The following is a 21,828-nucleotide window of genomic DNA, read 5'->3' as shown; positions in this document are numbered from 1 at the left end:
ATTCGCGAACGGGCGCACGACAGCGACCCACGGCGGCCCCGCGAGATCAGCGGGGGCGGCGGCCGGGGGGCTGAGAGGTCAGGCCTTCAGCGCGTGCGCCCGATCAGGCGCACGGCGGCGGAGTTACGGCATGCCAGTAGACGTTCACCCGGGGATCCTAACCGACCCCGTCGGCGGGCTTCGGTCTCGGAGGAAGTAGGCGCGAGAGATTGAAAGCGCGTCGGGCGGGCAGCAGGGAGGAATCGCAGCCCAAGGGGCGAGCGTGTGCGGACTTGTGTTCAATAGTTGAACCGTTTGGGTGATCTATTGACCAGTTACGTTCATCTCTTTATGGTCGCTGCACCCTCACCGGCGAACCTCGACGGAGAACAATGTCGTACTCCCCCCGGCCGCCCCGCGCCGCCAGGCCGCCCCGCCCCGCCCGGCTGATCGCCCCGCTGCTCGCGGGCGCGCTGATCGCCGTGGCGCCCCCGATTCCCTCGGCCACCGCCGCCCCCGAACCCGGCATCCCCGGGCGCAGCGCCCCCTGCCCGCGCGGCGACGGCTGGGCGCTGTCCGCCACCCGGCTCGACCCCGACAGCGGCTTCGACGCCTACGTCGGCAACGGCTACCTGGGCCAGCGCGTGGCCCCCCACGGCACCGGCTACGCCGCCACCGGAGCCAAGACCGGCTGGCCGCTGTTCACCCCCCGCTACGACGGCTCCTTCGTCGCGGGCCTGTACGCGCACAACGCCAAGACGACCGAGGACAGACAGGTCGCGGCCGCCCTCCCGACCTGGACGGCCCTGGACGTGGCGACCGGCGGGCCCGGCGCCGAGACGTACTCCTCCGCCACCCCCGCCGGCCGGATCTCCCACTACCGCCAGACGCTCTTCCTCCGCTGCGGCCTGGTCCGCACCTCCCTCACCTGGACCGCCTCCGACGGCCGCGCCACCGACCTCGTCTATGACGTGCTCGCCGACCGCGTCAACGCCCATGTGGGCGCCGTACGGCTGCGCATGACCCCGCACTGGAGCGGCGAGGCGACCGTCACCGACCGGATCGACGGGCGCGGCGCCCGCCGGATGAGCCAGACCGGCGGCAGCGGCTACAGCTACCGCGACCGCACGATGGACGTGGCGTTCCGCACGGACGGCACGGACACCGACGGCGCGGTCGCCTCCACGCTGCGCCCCGGCGCGGGCGTGCGCGACGAGCGGCCGCACACGGCGAGCCCCGTCCGGGACCTGTCGGCCCGGCAGTCCGTCACCTTCCCCGTGCGGAGCGGCCGTTCGTACGAACTCGCCAAGTACGTCGGCGTGGACACCGCGCTCACCTCCCGCACCCCGCGCGCCGACGCCCGCGCCGCCGCGAGCGGGGCGGCGGACCGGGGCTGGCCCGCGCTGTTCGCCGCCCACGCCGCCGCCTGGGACAGGCTGTGGCGCTCGGACATCGAGGTGGCGGGGGAGCGGCAAGCGGCACTGCAGCGATGGGTGCGCTCCGCGCAGTACGGACTGCTGTCCTCGACCCGCGCCGGCGCCCGCGACAGCATCTCCCCGACCGGCCTGAGCAGCGACAACTACGCCGGGCTGATCTTCTGGGACGCGGAGACCTGGATGTACCCGGGGCTGCTCGCCACCCACCCCCAGCTCGCGAAATCCGTCGTCGAATACCGCTACCGCACCCGCGCCGGCGCCCGCGCGAACGCGCGCAGGCTCGGCTACCCGGGCCTCTTCTACGGCTGGACCAGCGCGAGCAAGGGCGATCTGTGGACCGAGTGCCACAGCTGGGACCCGCCGCACTGCCGCACCCAGAACCACCTCCAGAGCGACATCGCGCTCGCGGCCTGGCAGTACTACCAGGCGACGGGCGACGAGAGGTGGCTGCGCGGGCGCGGCTGGCCGCTGCTCAAGGGGATCGCCGAGTTCTGGGCCGGGCGCGCCACCCGCAACGACGACGGCAGCTACTCCATCAAGGACGTCGCGGGCCCCGACGAGTACAGCAACGGCGTCGACGACGCCGTCTTCACCAACGCCGGCGCCGCCACCGCCCTGCGCCACGCCACCCGCGCCGCCCGCCTCCTCGGCGAGCCCGCGCCCGCGCGGTGGACCCGGATCGCGGACCGGCTGCGGATCCCGTACGACGCGCAGAAGCAGGTCTTCCGGCAGTACGCGGGCTACGACGGCTCGCTGATCAAGCAGGCGGACACCGTGCTGCTCATGTATCCGCTGGAGTGGCCGATGTCCGCGCGGGCGGCCGCGAACACCCTGGACTACTACGCCGCCCGCACCGACCCCGACGGCCCGGCCATGACCGACTCGGTGCACGCCATCGACGCGGCGGGCATCGGCGACGCCGGCTGCTCGACGTACACCTATCTGACGCGGGCCATCAAGCCGTTCGCGCGCGGCCCGTTCGAGCTGTTCTCCGAGGCGCGGGGCGAGAAGGCGGGCGCCCAGGACCCGCTCTCCGGCTCCCCGGCCCAGGACTTCCTCACCGGCAAGGGCGGCTTCCTCCAGGTCTTCACCCACGGCCTGACCGGCCTGCGGCCGCGCGAGGACCGGGTGCGGCTCGACCCGATGCTGCCGCCCCAGCTCGCCGCCGGGGTCACGCTGCGCGGGCTGCGCTGGCAGGGCCGCACCTACGACGTGGCGATCGGCGCGCACCAGACGGTGGTGCGGCTGACGCACGGCGCGCCCTTCACCGTCGAGACCCCCGAGGGGGACCGGCTGGTGAGCGCCGGCGCCCCGGCCGTCCTCAAGACCCGCCGCCCCGACCTGGAGCCCACCGCCAACCTGGCCCGCTGCCGCCCGGCGACCGCCAGTTCGGAGGAGCCGGGCATGTACGCGGGGGCGGCGCTGGACGGCAGCGCGGCGACCTCCTGGGTGCCCGACGGCGTGTCGGGCTCGCTCACCACCGACCTGGGACACGCCGTACGCATCGCGAAGGTCACGCCCGAGTGGACGGCGACGCGCCCGGCCTCGTACACGGTGGAAACCTCCCCGGACGGGCGGCGCTGGCACACCGGGCACTCGGGGCCCGCGCGCTATGTGCGGGTGACCGTGCGGTCGGCGGACGAGAAGAAGCGCGCGGGCGTGGCGGAGCTGAGCGTGACGTCGGCGGGCTAGTGCGGGCTAGGGCGGGGGCGTCACAGCGCCGCCCCCACCGCCGTACGGCTCGCGCGCCGCCCCGCCGCCGTACGGCTCACAGCGCCGTCAGCACGCGCGGGCCGTCCTCCGTGATGGCCACCGTGTGCTCGCTGTGCGCCGCGCGGCTGCCGTCCACCGTGCGGAGCGTCCAGCCGTCGGGGTCGGTGTTGTACGCGTCGTGGCCGCCCGCGGTGAACATCGGCTCGATGGCCAGCACCAGCCCGTGCCGGAGCCGGTAGCCGCGGCCGGGGCGGCCCTCGTTGGGCACCGGCGGGTCCTCGTGCATGCTGCGGCCGATGCCGTGGCCGCCGTAGTCCTCCATGATGCCGTAGCCCGCGGCGCGCGCGACCGCCCCGATGGCGTGGGAGATGTCCCCCATGCGGGCGCCCACGACGGCCGCCTCGATGCCCGCCGCCAGGGCCTGCCGGGTGGCCTCGACCAGGCGCTGGTCGGCGGGGCGCGGGGTGCCGACGATGAAGCTGACGGCGGCGTCGCCGGCCCAGCCGTCGACGATCGCGCCGCAGTCGATGCTGACCAGGTCGCCGTCGCGCAGCCGGTAGCCGTCCGGGATGCCGTGGACGATGGCGTCGTTCACGGAGGCGCAGATGACGGCGGGGAAGGGGGTGGGCGCGAAGTGCGGCCGGTAGCCGAGGAAGGGGGAGGTGGCCCCCGCCTCGGCGAGCACCGCGCGCGCCACCTCGTCCAGCTCGCGCAGCGACACGCCGACCGCGGCGGCCTCCTGCGTGGCGGCGAGCGCGGCGGCGACGACGCGCCCCGCCTCGCGCATGGCGTCCAGTGACGCGTCGGTCTTGATCTCCACCATGGCAGCCTCCTGGCGACCCCGTCTTGAGCCAATTCTTATACCGGTATTAGTATCACGGTCATGGTGCGCACCCCTCTCACCCCCCTGGAACGCGAACGCGGCCGCCACCTCGGCCTGCTTCTCCGCCAGGCGCGCGGCGAACGCAGCATGGCCGAGATCGCCGCCGCGGCCGGGATCTCCGCCGAGACCCTCCGCAAGATCGAGACCGGCCGGGCCCCGACCCCCGCGTTCTTCACCGTCGCCGCGCTGGCCGGGGCCCTCGGGCTCCCGCTCGACGAGGTCGCGCGGCGCTGCGCGGCCGTCGCGGTCGTACCGGAGGAGAGCGAGGCCGCCGCGTAGCAGGCCGCCGGCCGTCCGCCCGCCGGCCGGTCATCTGTCCGGCGGCCGTCTGCCCGCGGGTTTTGTTGCGGCAGGATGAAATCCGCACTCCAGTGCGTTGGTGCCTTCCGGTAGCACAGGCGGATCGGGAGGTCACGGGTGGCGGACGCGCGGGCGGACGACGCGGACACACGGCAGGGCGGCACGCGGCAGGACGGCGCCCCGGCCGGGCAGGAAGACGCCCGGCAGGACGGCTGGGCACGGCGGCTGATCCGCTACTGCTGGCGGTACCGCCGCGATGTGCTGCTGGCCCTCGGCGCCTCGCTCGGCGGGATGGCGGTGACGGCGCTGGTGCCGCTCGTCACCAAGCTGATCATCGACGATGTGATCGTCCGGCACGAGCGCTCCCTCGCCCCCTGGGCCACCCTGCTGATCGTCGCCGCGGTCCTCGTCTACGGGCTCACCTTCCTCAGGCGCTACTACGGCGGCCGGCTCGCGCTGGACGTCCAGCACGACCTGCGCACCGAGATGTTCGCGTCGATCTCCCGGTTCGACGGCAGGCGGCAGGACGAGCTGAACACCGGCCAGGTCGTCGGCCGGGCCACCAGCGACCTCCAGCTCATCCAGGGCCTGCTGTTCATGGCGCCGATGATGATCGGCAACGTCCTGCTCTTCGTGATCTCCCTGGTCGTGATGGCGGTGCTCTCCCCGCTGCTCACCGTGGTCGCGCTCGCCGTCGCCCCCGCCCTGTGGATCCTCGCCTCGCGCAGCCGCACCCGGCTGTTCCCCGCCACCTGGTACGCCCAGGGGCAGGCGGCGGCCGTCGCCGGGGTCGTGGACGGGGCGGTCACCGGCGTCCGCGTCGTCAAGGGCTTCGGGCAGGAGGAGCAGGAGACCGGGAAGCTCCGCGAGGTCGGCCGCCGGCTGTTCGCCGCCCGGCTGCGGACCGTACGGCTCAACTCCCGCTACACCCCCGCCCTCCAGGCCGTGCCCGCCCTCGGCCAGGTCGCCATGCTGGCCCTCGGCGGCTGGATGGCCACCCGCGGCCAGGTCACGCTCGGCACCTTCGTCGCCTTCTCCACCTACCTCGCACAGCTCGTCGGGCCGGTCCGGATGCTCACGATGGTCCTCACGGTCGGGCAGCAGGCCCGGGCCGGCGTCGAGCGGGTCTTCGAGCTGATCGACACCGAGCCGGCCATCGAGGAGCGCCCCGACGCGCGGGAGCTGCCCGCCGACGCGCCCGCGACGGTCGAGTTCGACCACGTCACCTTCGGCTACGCCCCCGAGCGCCCCGTCCTCGACGACCTGTCCCTGCGGATCGAGCCGGGCGAGACGGTCGCGGTCGTCGGCGCCTCCGGCAGCGGCAAGTCCACGCTCTCGCTGCTCCTGCCGCGCTTCTACGACGTGTCGGCGGGGGCGGTCCGGGTCGGCGGCCACGACGTGCGCGAGCTGACGTACGAGTCGCTGCGCGCCGCGATCGGGCTGGTGCCCGAGGACAGCTTCCTGTTCTCCGACACGGTGCGCGCCAACATCGCGTACGGCGCGCCGGACGCGACCAACGAGCAGATCCGCGCGGCCGCCCGCGCCGCCCAGGCCGACGGCTTCATCTCCGCGCTGCCGGACGGCTACGACACGCAGGTCGGCGAGCAGGGCCTGACCCTCTCCGGCGGCCAGCGCCAGCGTGTCGCCCTGGCCCGCGCCATCCTCACCGACCCGCGCCTGCTGGTCCTCGACGACGCCACCTCGGCGGTGGACGCGCGCGTCGAGCACGAGATCCACGAGGCCCTGCGGGGCGTCATGGCCGGGCGCACGACCCTGCTCATCGCCCACCGCCTCTCCACCCTCGCCCTCGCCGACCGGATCGCCGTACTCGACCGGGGCCGCCTCGCCGACGTCGGTACGGACGAGGAGCTGCGCGAGCGCAGCGCCCTCTACCGCCGGCTGCTGACCGACCCCGAGGAACTGAGCGGCATCACCCGCGACCCGGCGGGCGCCGCGGCCCCCGACGAGCAGGCGGGCTCCGGCGCGGGCGCGTTCGCCGGGGCCTTCGGCGGGGAGGCGGCGGCCGCCGGGCTCGTCGCGCCCGCGCTTGACGACACTCCCGGCGCGCCGCGCCCGGACGGCGACCGCGCGGCCACGGCCGAGGGCTGGGCCGCGCGGGCGGACCGTGCCGTGGCCCGCGCGGTCATCAGCAGCAGCCTCGCGCGCAGGGAAGGCCGCACCGGCGCCGCCGACCACGCCCTGCCCGACGGCGACGGCGAGGCCCGGCCCGACCGCCACGCGACCCACCACTCGGGCGGTGTGACGCCCGAGCTGTGGGTGCGGCGCGAGGCCGCCGGATCAGGGGCCGACGCGGGGGCCGGGGGCGCGGGCGCCCCGGCCGTCGCGGCCGGCCCCGGGATGGCCGGGGCGCTGGCGGGGATGCCCGCCACGCCCGGGCTGCTGGCCAAGGTCGCGGCGCTGCCGCCCGCGACCGACACGCCGGACGTGGACGAGGAGCGGGCCGCGCGGCCCGAGCGGGAGTACGGGCTGCGGCAACTGCTGCGCGGGTTCGGGGCGCCGCTCGCGGTCAGCCTGCTGCTGGTCGCGATCGACGCGCTCGCCGGGCTGCTGCTGCCGGTGCTCATCCGGCACGGCATCGACCAGGGCGTGCAGCGGATGGCGCTCGGGGCGGTGTGGGCCGCCTCCGCGCTCGCGCTCGTCGTCGTCCTCGCACAGTGGGCGGCGCAGATCGGCGAGACGCGGATGACCGGGCGGACCGGCGAGCGCGTCCTGTACGCGCTGCGCGTGAAGATCTTCGCGCAGCTCCAGCGGCTGGGGCTCGACTACTACGAGCGCGAGCTGACCGGCAAGATCATGACCCGGATGACCACCGACGTGGACGCGCTGTCCTCGTTCCTCCAGACGGGCCTGGTCACCGCCGTCGTCAGCCTGCTGACCTTCTTCGGCATCCTGGTCGCGCTGCTGGTCATCGACGTCCAGCTGGCCCTGGTGGTCTTCGCGGCGCTGCCGCTGCTCGTCGTCGGCACGGTCTTCTTCCGGCGCAGGAGCGTCAAGGCGTACGAGCTGGCGCGGGAGCGGGTCAGCGTGGTCAACGCCGACCTCCAGGAGAGCGTGGCCGGGCTGCGCATCGTGCAGGCGTTCCGGCGCGAGCGGGCGGGCCGGGAGCGGTTCGCGGGGCGCAGCGACGCGTACCGGCAGGCGCGGGTGCGCGGCCAGTGGCTGATCTCGGTGTACTTCCCCTTCGTCCAGCTGCTGTCGTCCGTCGCGGCCGCGCTGGTGCTGATCGTCGGCGCCGGGCGGGTCGGCGAGGGCACGCTGACGGCGGGCGCGCTGGTCGCCTATCTGCTCTACATCGACCTGTTCTTCGCGCCCGTGCAGCAGCTGTCGCAGGTCTTCGACGGCTACCAGCAGGCCACCGTCTCGCTGCGCCGCATCCAGGAGCTGCTGCGCGAGCCGACGAAGACGCCGCTCGCCAAGGCGCCGCGCGAGGTGCGGGAGCTGCGCGGCGAGATCGCCTTCGACGGGGTGCGCTTCGGCTACGGGGACGAGGGCGAGGAGGCGCTGGCGGGCATCGACCTGAGGATCCCCGCCGGGCAGACCGTGGCCTTCGTCGGCGAGACGGGCGCGGGCAAGTCCACGCTCGTCAAGCTGGTGGCGCGGTTCTACGACCCCACCTCGGGGGCCGTGCGGGTGGACGGCACGGATCTGCGGGAGCTGGACCTCACCGCGTACCGCAACCGCCTGGGGGTCGTCCCGCAGGAGCCGTACCTGTTCCCCGGGACGGTGCGCGACGCCATCGCGTACGGCCGCCCGGACGCGAGCGACGCGGAGGTTGAGGCGGCGGCCCGCGCGGTCGGCGCCCACGCCATGGTGGCCTCGCTCGACGGCGGCTATCTGCACGAGGTGACCGAGCGCGGGCGCAATCTGTCCGCCGGGCAGCGTCAGCTGATCGCGCTGGCGCGCGCGGAGCTGGTCGACCCGGACATCCTGCTGCTCGACGAGGCCACGGCCGCGCTTGACCTGGCCACCGAGGCGCTGGTCAACCAGGCCACGGACCGCCTGGCCGGCAGGCGCACCACGCTGGTCGTCGCGCACCGGCTGACGACCGCGGCCCGTGCGGACCGGGTGGTGGTCCTGGACCACGGGCGGGTCGTCGAGGACGGTACGCACGAGGAACTGGTGGCCCGCGGGGGCCGGTACGCCGAGCTGTGGCGCACCTTCACGGGGGAGACGGCGCCGACGGTCGTCGCGTGACGGCTGTCGGCCGACCGGTTGTCGCCTGACGGTCGTTGCCCCACGGCTGTCGCCTGACGGTCGTTGCCTGGCGATTGTCGGCCTGGCCCCCGTGGTGACTCTGGGCATTCAGGCAGTGTTACCCACCGTTACATCATGGTTCCATGCCGCTGGCCCTGGCTATCCCCTCCACCTCGCGCCGGTCCCGCTCCCGCTGCTCCGCCTCGGCCGCGACCCGCTGCTTGTGGCGGAGCAGGAAGTCGGGGTCGTCCGCCCGGTCCTGGGGGACCAGGACCTTCATGCCCTTGGCGTGCGGGCTGTCGCCGAGGTCGACGACCACCCGCTCGTCCTGGGAGGTGAGCAGGCCGAACAACACCAGCAGTTCCGCCTGCAGAGCGGGGGTGAACAGCTCCTTCTCCTCCGGCCCCATGCCGAGTTCGTACGTCCCCCCGCGGACGGCCGGTGAGGTGCTCAGCTCGCGCAGCAGCCGCATCAGCAGCTCCAGCGAGCGCGGATCGATTCGTTCCTGCAATTCGGTCAGATACTGCGTCAGCCGCTCGGCCCGTTCGCTCCGGTCGTGCCGTTCGTCTCGGTCCATGTAGGCAGCATGAGCCATCACAGCCCGCTACAAAAGAGGGCGGAGCCCATAACTCTCCGTACTCGGGCCCCAGTTGGCGGGTCTGGCGGCCTCACCTGTGCCCCGATAGGTTCTCGGCGATCTGTGGGAACTCATGGGGAGGACGCATGGGCAAGGCGCTCAGATGGCTGGTGGCGCTCGTGATGCTGGTGGGGGCGGTCGGCGCGGGCGCCGGCGGCGCGTCCGCGGCACCGGCCGCCGGCGAGCGGACCACCGGCGAGCGGGCCACCGCCGAGCCGGACATCAAGGACCGAATACTCGCGATACCCGGGATGAGGTTCGTGGAGGAGAAGCCCTACGCGGGCTACCGCTTCCTCGTGCTGACCTACACCCAGCCGGTCGACCACCGGCACCCGTCCAAGGGGACGTTCGAGCAGCGGTTCACCCTGCTGCACCGGTCCACCGACCGGCCGACGGTGTTCTTCACCTCCGGCTACGACGTCAACACCAGCCCGCGGCGCAGCGAGCCGACCCAGCTCGTGGACGGCAACCAGGTCTCGCTGGAGTACCGCTTCTTCACCCCGTCCCGGCCGAACCCCGCCGACTGGTCCAAGCTGGACATCTGGCAGGCGGCCAGCGACCAGCACCGCCTCTTCCGGGCCCTGAAGGGGATCTACGGCAAGCGGTGGCTGGCCACCGGCGGCAGCAAGGGCGGCATGACGGCCACCTACTACCGCCGCTTCTACCCGCACGACATGGACGGCACCGTCGCGTATGTGGCGCCCAACGACGTGGTGGACAAGGAGGACTCGGCGTACAGCCGCTTCTTCGCGTCCGTCGGCACGCCCGAGTGCCGCTCCCGGCTGAACGCGGTGCAGCGCGAGGCGCTGGTGCGGCGTGAGGAGATCGTGGCCCGCTACCAGAAGTGGGCTCAGGAGGAGGGCCAGACCTTCGAGGTCATCGGCAGCGCGGACAAGGCGTACGAGAACGTCGTCCACGACCTGGTGTGGGCGTTCTGGCAGTACCACCTGGTGACCGAGTGCGCCGATGTGCCCGCGCCGACCGCCTCCACCGACGAGCTGTACACCTTCATCGACGACATCTCGGGCTTCTCCGCCTACACCGACCAGGGCCTCGAGCCCTACACGCCGTACTACTACCAGGCGGGCACCGAGCTGGGCGCGCCCGAGTTCGACACCCCGCACCTGGACGGGCTGCTGCGCTACCCGGGCACGTACGTGCCGCGCAGCTATGTGCCCCGCGACATCCCGATGCGGTTCCGGCCGGCGGCGATGCGGGACATCGACAGCTGGGTGCGGCACGACGCGCGGCGGATGCTGTTCGTGTACGGGCAGAACGACCCGTGGGGCGCGGAGCCGTTCCGGCTCGGCAAGGGCGCGCAGGATGCTTACGTCTACACCGTCGCGGGCGGAAATCACGGGTCGAATATCGGCCAACTTGCGGCGGATGAGAAGGCGAAGGCCACGGCCGCGGTGCAGCGCTGGGCGGGCGTGGAGCCCGCGGCGCGCCCGCTCGCCCCGTACGACGCGCGGCTGGACCGGCGGGACGTCGAGCGTGAGCCCGCCCTGCGGCCGTGAACCACCGCAGATCATGGCTGAAATTCGGCTCCCTGGCTGGTGATGAGGGGGTGACAGTAGTGGCTGCCGAGGAGAACAAGTGCTTCGGCGAGTTTCAGTCCGTGCACTTTGACTTACCAGGGAGAAGCATGCACACGAAGATTGATCTTCAGGACGACGACCTCGACCTCGACCTCGACCTGCGCGTCTCCGACCTCGCGGAGGGGACGGAGCAGTTCGGGCAGGGCACGTACACCTCGCCGAGCAGCTACGCGATCGGTACCCGCTGTCCCATCTGCTGCTAGCAGGGGCCGGACGATCGAGCGGGGCAGGCGGTGCCTGCCCCGCTGTTCCGTATCCAGGCGAGGCGAGGAGACAGGAACGTGCGACCGGAGCCCGAACTCTTCGAGGTACGTGAACCGGTGCTGGTGCGGATCGCGAGCAGGCCCCGGGGCCGCGCCGAGGCCGTGATCGACGCCGATGACCCGGTGCCCGGCATCCGCGGCCTGGCCGCCGACCCCCTGCTCCAGCAGGCCGTCCACGTCGCCAGCGGCAGTCTGGCCCTCAGCCTTCGGCGCCTGGGCGACGACGAGGGGGCTGCGGCTCACGGCCGCAAGCGCACCCTGAGCGCCGCACGGACCCTCACCCGCTACGCGCGGCGGTCCGGTGGCCGCCCCACCCCCTTCGGGCTCTTCGCGGGAGTGGGCAGGGCCCGCTTCGGCACCGCCGCCAAGGCGGGCATCGAGGGCCCTGGCGAGGTGTCGGTCCGTCTCGACGGTGCCTGGCTGCACCGCCGCGTGACGGCCTGGCTGGCCGACCCCCGGGTGCGCCGCCGGGTGGATGTCGTCCTCAACGACCTGTGTGTCCTCCGGGACGGCCGGCTGACCCTGCGCACCGGCGAGCGGCAGACCTCCGTCCGCGACAACGCGCTGGTCGCCGCCGTGCGCGAACTCACCGCCACCCCGATCCCCTACGCCGCCCTGATCGACGAGCTGTCCCGCCGCTTCCCCGCACTCGCCACGGAGCGCCTCGACGCCCAGCTCGGCGGTCTCGTCCAGCACGGCCTCCTGCTCACCTCGCTGACCCCGCACCGCATCGACGACGAGTTCCTCGACCGGATAGAGGCCGCCCTCCAGGACACCCTTCCCGACGCGGCCGCGGGACTGCGCTCGATCCGCTCGGCGGCCGCCGCCCATGAACAGGACCCTCCCGGCGGGGGACTCGCCTCCTGGCAGGTGCTTGTCGACCGGGTCCGCCGGCTCGACGCCCCCGGGGAGAGCGGTGAGGGGCACGAGCGGCCACCGGTCCACGTCGACCTGCGGATGCCCGCCGACTTCGTCGTCCCGCACACCGTCGGTGAGGAAGTACGCCGCTACGCCGCCGCGATCTGGGCGATGACGCCCGAGTGGACGACGCTCGAGTACATGCGGGACTACCGGGACCGCTTCATCGAGCGGTACGGAACCGCGTCGGCCGTGCCCCTCGGCGATCTCGTCGACCCGCACCGCGGTCTCGGGCTGCCGCCCGAGTACGCGGAGCCGCCCGTCCATCCGCGCACGGGACCGGGCGACGACGCCGACCGCCCGCGCCGTGGTGTGATCGCGGAACTCGTCCAGCAGGCCGTCCTCGCCGGAACCGACATCGAGCTGACCGACGAGGACGTGGAGCGGCTGGCCACCGCCGTGGGACACGACCCCGACGCCAGGCCGCCGTGCACCCTCGAACTGTGCTTCCAGATCCTCGCGGACAGCCTGGACGCCCTGGACCGCGGAGACTTCCAGCTCCTCGGCAGCCCGCACATCGGCTCCTGGACGGCCGGCGCCACCGCGGGCCGGTTCGCCGCCACCACCGGCCTCACCGGGGAACTCGCCCGGCTCGTCTCGCACCCCGCCGGGCCGGACAGCCTGTTGGCGCAGGTGGACGTCGCGCCCCGCGACCCCCGCTCCCTCAACATCGTCCAGGTGCCGCGCCTGCTGCCGTACCGCATCCCCATCGGCGTCGCCGACGACCGCGGCGACCCCCACTGCCTGGACTGGCGCACGCTGCTGGTGGCGGCCGGCGCGGACGGACTGAGACTGCTGCACGAACCCACCGGCCGCCAGGTCGTGCCGGTGTTCCCGCACATGCTGGCGCTCGACGCCCAGGCGCCCCCGGTGGCCCGCTTCCTGTCGGACCTGGCCGCGGCCCGCCCCCGCGTGTGGTCCGGCTGGGACTGGGCCGGCCTGGACGTCCTTCCCTACCTGCCCCGGGTGCGCTACGGCCGGGTCCTGCTGGCCCCGCGCCGCTGGCTGCCGGGCCGGCGGCTTCGCGACGCCGCCCGCGCGCGGGACCGATCCGCGTGGCAGCAGGGGCTGCGCGAGTGGCGGCGGCGCCTCGTGGTGCCCGACCGCGTGCAGATCGCCAGGAACGATCAGATGTACCCCATCGACCTGCGCGACCCCTGGGACCAGGACCTGCTGCGCTCCGAACTGAGCGCGGCGCAGCCCCGCTTCGTCCTCTACGAGGACATCACCGCCGACGGCGCCCACCTGGGCTGGAACGCGGGGCACAGCACGGAGATCGTGGTGCCCCTGGTGCGCGCCTCCGAGGCCCCCCGCACCTCCGCGCCGCTCCGGCGCTCACCGACCCGGATCCACCTCCCCGGCGAGGACTGGCTGTTCGTCAAGCTCTACGCCGAACCGGCCGCCCACGACGCCCTGTTGACCGAACACCTGCCGGGCTGGCTGTCCGACATCGAGCAGGACGTCGACCGGTGGTTCTTCCTGCGCTACCGGGATCCCGAGCCGCATCTGCGGGTGCGTTTCCACGGAGACCCGGGCGCGTTGAACGGCCGTGTCCTGCCCGCCCTCAGCCGCCACATCCGCGACGCGGTCGGTTCCGGCGCCCTGCGCACGATGGCCCTGGATGTGTACCGGCCCGAGACCGACCGCTACGGCGGCGACTTGCTCCAGGAGGCGGCCGAGCGCTTCTTCCGGACCGACAGCCTCTCCGCGCTGCTCCAGTTGCGTGCGCGCGGGGCGGGGGCGTCAGCGCTGCCCGACGACGTGCTGGCCGCCCTGGGACACGCCGTCCTGCTGGACTCCCTGGGGGACTGGGACTGGTGCGTCTGGGTGGACCGGATGTTCCTCAAAGGACCGGAACACGAGGCCTACCAACGGCATCGGACACCGGCCCACCGCCTGATCCGCCCCGGCGAGAGGGGCGAGACCGCCCGCCTGGCCGCCAGGGAGCTGTCGTCCCCGGAGCTGGCGCGACTGTGGACCGAGACACCGGAGCCGGGCGCCTACGGGCGCCTGATCCTGGCCACGCCGCCCGAGGACCGCGACGAGGCGGTGCTCTCCCTGCTCCACATGCGGCACAACCGCCTCTTCGGCATCGGCCGGGCGGCGGAGGCCCGCGGATACGCCGTACTGCGCGGCGTGGCCCGCGCCCACCTCGGACGGAGGGCGCACGCGACCCGCCCCGCCCCCTTCGAGCCCACCCCCGGGAGGGCCGGATGAGCGGCACAGCCCCCGGCACGCCGGCCACCGCCCGCGCACCCGGCGCCGTGCCTGAACGGCGCACCGTGCCTGAACGTGGCGCCGTGCCTGAACGGGACGCCGTACGGGAACCCGGCGCCGTGCGGGAACGCGCGCTGGCCGTCTCCGCCCAGATCCTCGACCGGCTGGCCGACCCCGCCGCCACCATGGCCGCCACCCGCATCCCCGCCGAGGCCGCCGACGACGGTGTCCCGGAGGGCGTCTGGGCCGAACTGACCCTCGGCAGCGGAAGCCCCGGCCTGTCCATCGCGTTCAGCGGGGTCAACCACCGGGCGGCCGAGCAGGTGCCCCGGGCGCACGCCTATCTCGGCGTGGCGACCCGGGCGGTGGCCTCCGGGACCGTCGCGCCCAGCGGCATCTTCAAGGGGCCGGGAGCACTGGCCTTCGCGGTGCTGATCGCCCACCGCGCCACCGGCGGCTACCTCACCGCGCTCCAGCGTCTCGACGCCTACCAGCGCGACCTGGTGCGCACCGTACTGCCACCCGCCGTGGACGACGCCCCCCTTGCCACCATCGGCCACTACGAGGTGGTCCGCGGTCTCACCGGAGTCGGCCGCTACCTGCTCGCCCGCGTCGAGAGCTGCGGTGAGGCGCTCGAAAGCGTCCTCGGCCACCTGATACGCCTGGCGCGCGGGACCGTCGGGCACCGTGGGCACCGCGTGCCCCGGTGGTGGGCCCTGGACGCGCCACGCATCGGCTCGGAGGCCGCGTTTCCCGGCGGCCACCTCAACCTCGGCATCTCCCACGGTGTCGCGGGCCCCCTCGCGCTGATGTCGCTCGCCTGGCGGCAGGGCGTGAGGCTCCCGGATCAGCGGGAGGCCATCGAGTCCATGGCGGACCTGCTGCTCCGGTGGTCGGTCAAGGACGGGCACGGCGTCTTCTGGCCCCCTCACCTCACCCTCGCCCAGTGGCTGGCCGGCCCGGAGGAGTACGGCGAACCCGCCGGATGGCCGTCGTGGTGCTACGGCGCCCCCGGCGTCTCGCGCGCCCTCCAACTGGCCGGACTGGCACTGGGCCGCCAGGACTGGACGGACCTGTCGCGGGCCTCGGTGGAGCGGCTGCTGACCCTGCCCCTGCCCGACTGGGGCATCCACGACCACGCCCTGTGCCACGGCTGGGCAGGCGCCCTGCACCAACTCGGCCGCCTCAACGAACACTTCGGGGACCCGCGGATCGAGGCGCTCCGGGACCGGCTGGCCACCGAGCTGACCAGCGCCTTCGACCCGGACCTGCCGTTCGGCCACCGCTTCACCATGACGGCGGTGCGCTACGGCTCCGACGTCTCGGGCTACCTGGACGGTGCCGCGGGCGTCGCCCTGGCCCTCGACTCCTACGCGACGGGAGCCACCCCGTCCGGCTGGGACATGCCCTTGCTGCTGTCCTGACCCGCACCGGGCCCCGGTGGCCGGGCTCAGTACGACAAGCCGTGGCCCATCGGGTACAGCACCCGGCGCGGCGCGTCCGCGCGGCGCACCGGGACGGGCAGCCTGCCGCGCGGGTCGGCCCGCCCCGCGATGACCCGCGCGGCGGCCCGCAGCTCGACGTCGGTCCACGAGTAGGTGGCCAGCGAGGCCGCGGGGGCCTTGCCGGAGGGGCCGGTCAGCCGCGCGATGTCGTACGGGTTGCGGAGGGCCACATGGACCAGCGGCACGCCCGTGGCGGCGAGCGCGGAGACCAGGGTGCGCTGGCGGGAGTCCCGGCCGACGTTGTACGTCGCCACGATCACCGCGTCCTGCCCCCGGGCCGCCGCCACCGCCGCCGCGATCCGCTCCGGCGTCGGGTCGGGCGCGGTCTCGGCGCCGAAGCCGGCGCCCGTGGACAGGGCCTCCGCGGTGAAGCCCAGGGCGGTCAGGGCGCGGGCGAGGACGGCCGTCGGCGGGCCGCCGGTGCCGGACGGGGCGGCCGGGTCCGGGCCCACGACCAGCAGCTCGCGGTGGCTGTGGGGGGACAGCGGCAGCAGGTGGCCGTCGTTGACGAGCAGGGTGGTGGTGCGCTCGGCGATCCGGTCCGCGGTCTCGCGGTGCTCGCGCGCGCCGACCGCGCGGTTCACGGCGCGGTCGCTCGTGTACGGGTCGTCCAACAGCCCCCGACGCGCCTTGAGTTCCAGGACGCGCCGGACGGACTGGTCGAGGCGGGCCTCGGTCAGCTCGCCGTCCCGTACGGCCCGGCGGACACCGTCCCGGGCGGTCGGCAGGTCGGGCGGGTTCAGCAGCTGGTCCGCGCCCGCCTTGAGGGCCAGCACCGGCACCCGGTCGTCGCCGTACTTCTTCCGCACCCCCGCCATGCCGAGCGAGTCCGTCACCACCACCCCGTCGAAGCCGAGCTCATGGCGCAGCACCCCGGTGATGATGGCGCGGGAGAGCGTGGCGGGGTCGTCGACGGGGTCGAGCGCGGGGAACAGCAGATGCGCGGTCATGATCGCGTCGACCCCGGCCGAGATGGCGGCCCGGAACGGCGGCGCGTCCAGCCGCTTCCACTCCGCGCGGGAGTGGGTGATGACGGGGAGGCCGACATGGCTGTCCACGTCCGTGTCGCCGTGCCCGGGGAAGTGCTTGACGGTGGCCGCGACCCCGGCGCTCTGGTAGCCCCCGATCTGCGCCGTGACCAGATGGGCCACGGCGTCCGGGTCGGCGCCGAAGGAGCGTACGCCGATGACCGGGTTGGCCGGGTTGACGTTGACGTCCGCGACGGGCGCGTAGTTCTGCCGGATGCCGAGCGCGGCCAGCTCGGCCCCGGCGATCCGGGCGGCGTCGCGGGCGTCCGCCGCGCTGCCGCCGGCGCCGAGCGCCATCGCGCCCGGCAGCGGGGTGGCGGGCGCGCCGATCCGCGCGACGATGCCGTGCTCCTGGTCCGTGGACAGCAGCACGGGGACGGGTGTGTCGCCCGCGAGGGCGGCCTTCTGGATGCCGTTGGAGAGCGCGGCGACCTGGTGCGGATCGCGGATGTTGTTCGCCCACCCCGCGTACATGATGCCGCCCACGTGGTACTTCGCGATCAGCTCGGCGGCGGTGGCGACGCCGGTCTCCGCGCGGTTGCGCGCGGCGTCCGCGGGGTCGGGGGCGGTGGCCGAATGGCCGTAGACGCGGGCCACGAAGAGCTGCCCGATCTTCTCGTCGAGCGTCATCCCGCCCAGGAGCGCCTCGATCCGCCGCCGGTCGCGGGCGCGCAGGTCGGAGCCGCCGCGCGCGGGGGCCGGGGCGGCGGCGCGGCGGGTCGGCGCGACCTCCCCGGCGGTGGCGGGCGGCCGCTGCGAGGTGCAGGCGGTGGCCGTGGCCGCCAGGGCGGCGGCCAGCAGGGCGCGGCGGGAGGCCGTCTGAGGGAATGCAGGGTCGTGCACCCGCGCTCCTTCCGGTTGGAGAGGGGGTGGCTGCCGTGTGAAAGGAATATGCGGACGGTAGGGAAAAACCGATGCCAGGTCAATTCGTATGCCTCACGGTCAACAAGGGAGGCCGCATCGGTCAACCGGCGTACGGGTCCGCTCGGATGATGTCCGTCAGGTGCCGTGTCGTGACGGGGGACGGTCAGTCGGCGAACCGCGGCCGCTCGGGCAGCCGCTCCTTGGACACCTCGAAGACGGAGATCACATGGAAGGGCGCGAAGCACTCCGGCGGCGCCTTCGGATGCGGGCCCGCCACCAGGCTCAGCGTGTCATCGGTGCGGTGGAGGCTCGCGGACGGCCACTTCGCGCAGCCGGTGGTCGTGGACCAGCCCACCAGGGCGCTCCGGGTGAAGTCGGTGTCCTCGGCCCTGGCCATGATCTCCGGTGCCTGCCCGCGGAACAGCCGGGCGAAGGCGCTCAGCTCGTCCGGCCCGCGCAGCACCGCCCGCACCTGGCGGACCGCGCCCGTCCCGCTCGTGAAGAACACGAGCCTGTCGTCCACACGGGCCTGACGGTACGGGGTGCCGGCCGGGGAGCTGGGGACCCCGCCGTCGGCGCGGTGGGAGGGCGACGCGCCGGCGGCGGGATGCTGCCGGCCGCAGGCAGCGGAGAGGGTGACCAGCGACGCGGCCAGCAGCGAGACCGACACCGCCCTGCGGAGCCCCACCGGCACCACGCCGCCAGGGGGTGTCTTGTGGACCATGCTGGGCTCCCGACGCCTGGCACGCCCATCCACTGCGTTGTCGTCGTCGCACGCAGCGCCGCTGCGCTCTCCTCCTCCGCCTTGCGGCTGGACGCACCAGACGCCGCTCGCTGATCCAGCCTGATCCACAAGACACCCCCTTGGACGGCCCGCGCCCCGGGGAGATTCCGCCAGGGGCGCGGCCGTACCGAAGCGGTGAGTGGCAGGGCGCATGCGGCCATCGTGGCACCGGTGGCGGCGCGCGCGGCGGTGGGCACGCCGGGGTTGCGCCGAGTGGCGGGTGCGCCGTCCGCCGTCCGGGCGCGGCCCGGACGGGGCATCGGCCCGCCGCGCCGGCCGGCGCGGCCCTGACCTCCCTCTCCGTCAGGCGGCCTCGGAGAGCAGCCGCAGCAGATGGTCCCGGCCCGGGGCGAGCAGCCCCGGGAGTTCCGCCGCCCGCGGGTACCACCGCTTCTCGTACTCCCAGCACAGCCAGCCGTCCCAGCCCTCGCGGCTGAGCAGCTCCACGCACTCGGCCAGCGGCAGCACGCCCTCGCCCAGCGGCAGCGGGGTGGTGTCCTCGGCCGAGGCGATGTCCTTGACCTGCACATAGCCCAGGTACGGGGCGAGCGCGGCATAGGTGGCGGACGGGTCCTCGCCGCCCAGCCACGGGTGCATCACATCCCAGATGGCGCCCACGCCGATGTGGCCGACCGGCCCGACGACCCGGGCCACATCGGCCCCGGTGCGGTGCGAGTCATGGGTCTCCAGGAGCAGCCGTACGCCCAGGTCGGTGGCGTACGGCGCGGCGGCCCCCAGCCGGCGGGCGGCGATCGCGTCGGCCTCGGCGGCGGCGAGGTCCCCGCCGCCGGGGAACACCCGGACGTTGGCCGCCCCCAGGTCATGGGCGAGCCGCAGCAGTTCCCGCAGGTCGTGCAGCGCGGGCTCGTCCGGCCCGGCGGCGGCGGACCGTACGTATCCGGCGACCGTCAGCACCTCCACCCCGGCGGCCTTGAACTCGGCCACCACCCGGGCCCGTTCGTCGGCGCCGATCCCCGGGTGCACCGGTTCCTCCTGGTGCGCCCGCAGCTCGACGCCGTGGTAGCCGGTCTCGGCGGCGAGCCGCACCACGTCAGGGATCGGCAGGCCGGGAACGCCGAGGGTCGAGAAGGCGAGCTGCATGCGTGCTCCGTGAGTCCGTCGGGGCAGGGACGAGTCATTCCACCTTGCCACGTGGACGTTACCCGGCGGCCAGCCGCCACAGCGAGGTCACCTCGGCCGCGCGGGCCGTGTGCAGCGGGTCGTCCGGATCGGTGGCGCGCGGGTGGACGGGCCGGGTGTCCAGCCGGTCCACCACCCGCAGACCCGCCGCGTCGAACGCGCCGAGCAACTCCTCGCGCGGCCGCAGCCCGAGGTGTTCGGCGAGGTCGGAGAGGATCAGCCAGCCCTCGCCGCCCGGGGCGAGATGGCCGGCCAGGCCGTCGAGGAAGCCGCGCAGCATCCGGCCGCCCGGGTCGTACACCGCGTACTCCACCGGCGAGGTGGGGCGGGCGGGCACCCAGGGCGGGTTGCAGACCACCAGCGGGGCGCGGCCCGGCGGGAAGAGGTCCGCCTCGACGACCTCCACCCGCCCGGCCAGGCCCAGCCGGGCCACGTTCTCCCGCGCGCACGCCAGCGCGCGCGGGTCCTGGTCCGTGGCCATGACGCGCCCCACGCCCCGGCGGGCGAGCACGGCCGCCAGCACGCCGGTCCCGGTGCCGATGTCGTACGCCGTGCCCCGGTCGTCGGGCAGCGGCGCCCGGGCGACCAGGTCGACGTACTCGCCGCGCACCGGCGAGAAGACGCCGTAGTGCGGATGGATCCGGTCGCCGCCCAGGGCCGGTACCGCGACGCCCTTCCTGCGCCACTCGTGCGCGCCGATCAGGCCGAGCAGCTCCCGCAGGGAGGTCACCGAGGGCCCCTCGGCCGGCCCGTACGCCTCCTCGCAGGCCTGCCGTACGTCGGGCGCGCGGCGCAGCGGCACGCGGTAGTCGGCGTCCAGCGGGACGAGCAGCATGCCCAGCACCCGGGCGCGCCGGTTCTGGGCCTGGCGGTGCTGGTGGAAGGCCTCGGCGGGGGAGGCGGCGGGCGGGCGCCGCCCGCGCGGCCGGCGCGGGCCCCGGTCGGCGCGGCGGGCCATCGCGCCCAGCAGCTGGCGGGCGCCCTGGTAGTCGCCGCGCCACAGCAGCGCGGTGCCCTCGCACGCGAGGCGGTAGGCGGCGTCGGCGCTCATGCGGTCGTCGGCGGTGGCCACCCGCCGGGGCGCGGGCGCCCCGCTCTCGGAGCGCCAGCGGGCCTCGTGCTCCCGCCCGGCTTCGGTCCAGGCGATGACCTGATGCGTACTCAGGAGGGGTACCTCGTGCTCTGTGTCGGTTCCGGCTGTCGATCACTACCCTCTCAAGGCCCTCGGCGCGAGCGGTTTTCGGCCGGATGACGCCCCACCCCGGCGACGTCATGTTTCCCGGAGGGTGAGCCGCCAGTCCTGGCCGACCAGATCCACCCCGTAGCTGTGGTGCCGCTTCTCGGCGACCAGCTCGAACCCCGCCCGCTGGTAGATACGGCGGGCGGCGGCCAGGATGTCGTTGGTCCACAGCACCAGCTGCCGGTAGCCCGCCTCGCGTGCGAAGTCCACGCACGCCCGCACCAGCCGGTCGCCGATCCCCAGTCCCCGGGCCTCCGGCTCGACCAGCAGCAGCCGCAGCCGGGCCGTCTCCGGCGCCTCGTCCCGTACGCACATCACCGAACCGACCGGGCGGCCGCCCAGCTCCGCGATCCACGTCCGCTCGTGCGCGGGGCCGGCCACGCCGAAGTCGCCGACGATCCGCGCCACCAGGGCCTCGAACTCGGCGTTGAACCCGTACTCCCGGCCGTACACGGCGCCGTGCCGCTGCACGATCCAGCCCAGGTCGCCGGGCTCCGGGCCGCGCACCCGCACCCGGTCCGGCTCCCCGGAGAACACGCCGCGGGCCGTCGCCAGCGCCTCGCGCAGCCGCCGCAGCTCGGGCCGCCCCAGCCTGGCCAGCAGCCGCCCGACCGACTCCCGCGACTTCCGGTCCAGCTCGGCCGCCGCGGCCCGGCCCTCGGCGGTGAGCGCCACCTGCTGGTACCGCGCGTCCCGGGCGTCGCGCTCCCGTGTGATCAGCCCCTGCTCCTCGAAGCGGGTGAGCGTGCGGCTCACATGGGCCGCGGTCAGCCCCAGATCCTCGCGCAGCGCGGACACGTGGGCTCGCTCGCGGTGGGCGAGTTCGTACAGGATCCGGGCCTCGCTGAGCGTGTACGGGGTGCGCAGCTGGCCCGGGTAGTCCAGGACGCCGATGAGGCGGGTGTACAGCCGGTTGAAGGCGCGCACTTCGTCCACGGTGGAGTCGAGGTCGTCAGCCATGGGGCCTCCTGAGATCGCTTGACCCAATACTTGCTCCAGATCAAGCGATGGCGAAAGAGGTGGGGCGCCCCGGCCCGGAGAACGTCCGGATCCCGTCGCGCCCCGGCCCCCGCGCACCTGGCACCGTCGCCCGATGGTGCGGAGCCGC

Annotated in this window: 14 protein-coding genes; 7 read left to right on the top strand and 7 right to left on the bottom strand. The window is 74.4% G+C overall.

From position 1 onward, the window contains the following. The first annotated feature begins 371 nt into the window (after positions 1 to 371). Complete coding sequence (locus tag BBH68_RS06340) at positions 372 to 3,107, top strand: discoidin domain-containing protein (protein WP_065959561.1); 2,736 nt, start codon at positions 372 to 374, stop codon at positions 3,105 to 3,107. A gap of 76 nt (positions 3,108 to 3,183) precedes the next feature. On the opposite strand, the gene map is transcribed toward BBH68_RS06340, so the two are convergent. After that, positions 3,184 to 3,951 carry a type I methionyl aminopeptidase gene (gene map, locus BBH68_RS06335; RefSeq protein ID WP_065959559.1) on the bottom strand — a complete coding sequence of 256 codons (768 nt, stop codon included), beginning with the start codon at positions 3,949 to 3,951 and terminating at the stop codon, positions 3,184 to 3,186. A 60-nt stretch (positions 3,952 to 4,011) separates the two neighbouring features. Between map and BBH68_RS06330 the strand changes: the two genes are divergently transcribed. Both BBH68_RS06330 and BBH68_RS06325 read left to right on the top strand, forming a co-directional pair. After that, positions 4,012 to 4,290, top strand: a complete 279-nt coding sequence (locus BBH68_RS06330) for a helix-turn-helix domain-containing protein (protein WP_065959557.1) — start codon at positions 4,012 to 4,014, stop codon at positions 4,288 to 4,290. Between the two features lie 246 nt (positions 4,291 to 4,536). Then, positions 4,537 to 8,526 carry an ABC transporter ATP-binding protein gene (locus BBH68_RS06325; RefSeq protein WP_065959589.1) on the top strand — a complete coding sequence of 1,330 codons (3,990 nt, stop codon included), beginning with the start codon at positions 4,537 to 4,539 and terminating at the stop codon, positions 8,524 to 8,526. A 133-nt stretch (positions 8,527 to 8,659) separates the two neighbouring features. Here BBH68_RS06325 and BBH68_RS06320 read toward each other — a convergent pair whose 3' ends face one another. Further along, on the bottom strand, positions 8,660 to 9,103 hold the full coding sequence (locus BBH68_RS06320) for a hypothetical protein (protein ID WP_065959555.1): 444 nt from the start codon (positions 9,101 to 9,103) through the stop codon (positions 8,660 to 8,662). Between the two features lie 146 nt (positions 9,104 to 9,249). Here BBH68_RS06320 and BBH68_RS06315 point away from each other — a divergent pair, with 146 nt between their 5' ends. From BBH68_RS06315 to BBH68_RS06300, 4 genes are all read left to right on the top strand, one after another. After that, the gene (locus BBH68_RS06315; RefSeq protein ID WP_065959554.1) at positions 9,250 to 10,680 is read left to right on the top strand and encodes a S28 family serine protease; all 1,431 of its coding nucleotides are present in this window, start codon (positions 9,250 to 9,252) and stop codon (positions 10,678 to 10,680) included. A gap of 128 nt (positions 10,681 to 10,808) precedes the next feature. Then, positions 10,809 to 10,964, top strand: a complete 156-nt coding sequence (gene lanA, locus BBH68_RS06310) for an SCO0268 family class II lanthipeptide (protein ID WP_065959587.1) — start codon at positions 10,809 to 10,811, stop codon at positions 10,962 to 10,964. A 78-nt stretch (positions 10,965 to 11,042) separates the two neighbouring features. Then, complete coding sequence (locus BBH68_RS06305) at positions 11,043 to 14,159, top strand: lantibiotic dehydratase (RefSeq protein WP_065959552.1); 3,117 nt, start codon at positions 11,043 to 11,045, stop codon at positions 14,157 to 14,159. Continuing rightward, positions 14,156 to 15,583, top strand: a complete 1,428-nt coding sequence (locus BBH68_RS06300) for a lanthionine synthetase C family protein (protein WP_104531233.1) — start codon at positions 14,156 to 14,158, stop codon at positions 15,581 to 15,583. Before BBH68_RS06305 ends, BBH68_RS06300 begins: the two co-directional genes overlap by 4 nt. A gap of 26 nt (positions 15,584 to 15,609) precedes the next feature. On the opposite strand, the gene BBH68_RS06295 is transcribed toward BBH68_RS06300, so the two are convergent. The 5 genes from BBH68_RS06295 to BBH68_RS06275 all read right to left on the bottom strand — a co-directional run bounded on the left by BBH68_RS06295 (position 15,610) and on the right by BBH68_RS06275 (position 21,680). After that, positions 15,610 to 17,535 carry a glycoside hydrolase family 3 protein gene (locus tag BBH68_RS06295; RefSeq protein ID WP_065959550.1) on the bottom strand — a complete coding sequence of 642 codons (1,926 nt, stop codon included), beginning with the start codon at positions 17,533 to 17,535 and terminating at the stop codon, positions 15,610 to 15,612. A gap of 184 nt (positions 17,536 to 17,719) precedes the next feature. Continuing rightward, positions 17,720 to 18,280: a hypothetical protein gene (locus BBH68_RS06290; protein WP_076972128.1), complete on the bottom strand. Its 561-nt coding sequence runs from the start codon at positions 18,278 to 18,280 to the stop codon at positions 17,720 to 17,722. Positions 18,281 to 18,643: 363 nt separating this feature from the next. Beyond that, on the bottom strand, positions 18,644 to 19,441 hold the full coding sequence (locus BBH68_RS06285) for a sugar phosphate isomerase/epimerase family protein (RefSeq protein ID WP_065959546.1): 798 nt from the start codon (positions 19,439 to 19,441) through the stop codon (positions 18,644 to 18,646). A 58-nt stretch (positions 19,442 to 19,499) separates the two neighbouring features. After that, positions 19,500 to 20,645 (bottom strand): methyltransferase, encoded by a 1,146-nt coding sequence (locus tag BBH68_RS06280; protein WP_065959544.1) that lies wholly within the window; start codon positions 20,643 to 20,645, stop codon positions 19,500 to 19,502. Between the two features lie 105 nt (positions 20,646 to 20,750). Next, positions 20,751 to 21,680, bottom strand: a complete 930-nt coding sequence (locus tag BBH68_RS06275) for a bifunctional helix-turn-helix transcriptional regulator/GNAT family N-acetyltransferase (protein ID WP_065959540.1) — start codon at positions 21,678 to 21,680, stop codon at positions 20,751 to 20,753. Between the last annotated feature and the right edge of the window lie 148 nt (positions 21,681 to 21,828).

The organism is Streptomyces sparsogenes (assembly GCF_001704635.1).
GTDB classification, from domain to species: domain Bacteria; phylum Actinomycetota; class Actinomycetes; order Streptomycetales; family Streptomycetaceae; genus Streptomyces; species Streptomyces sparsogenes.
The sequence above is the reverse complement of the archived record's forward strand: the minus strand, read 5'-3'. Positions and strand labels throughout refer to the sequence as shown.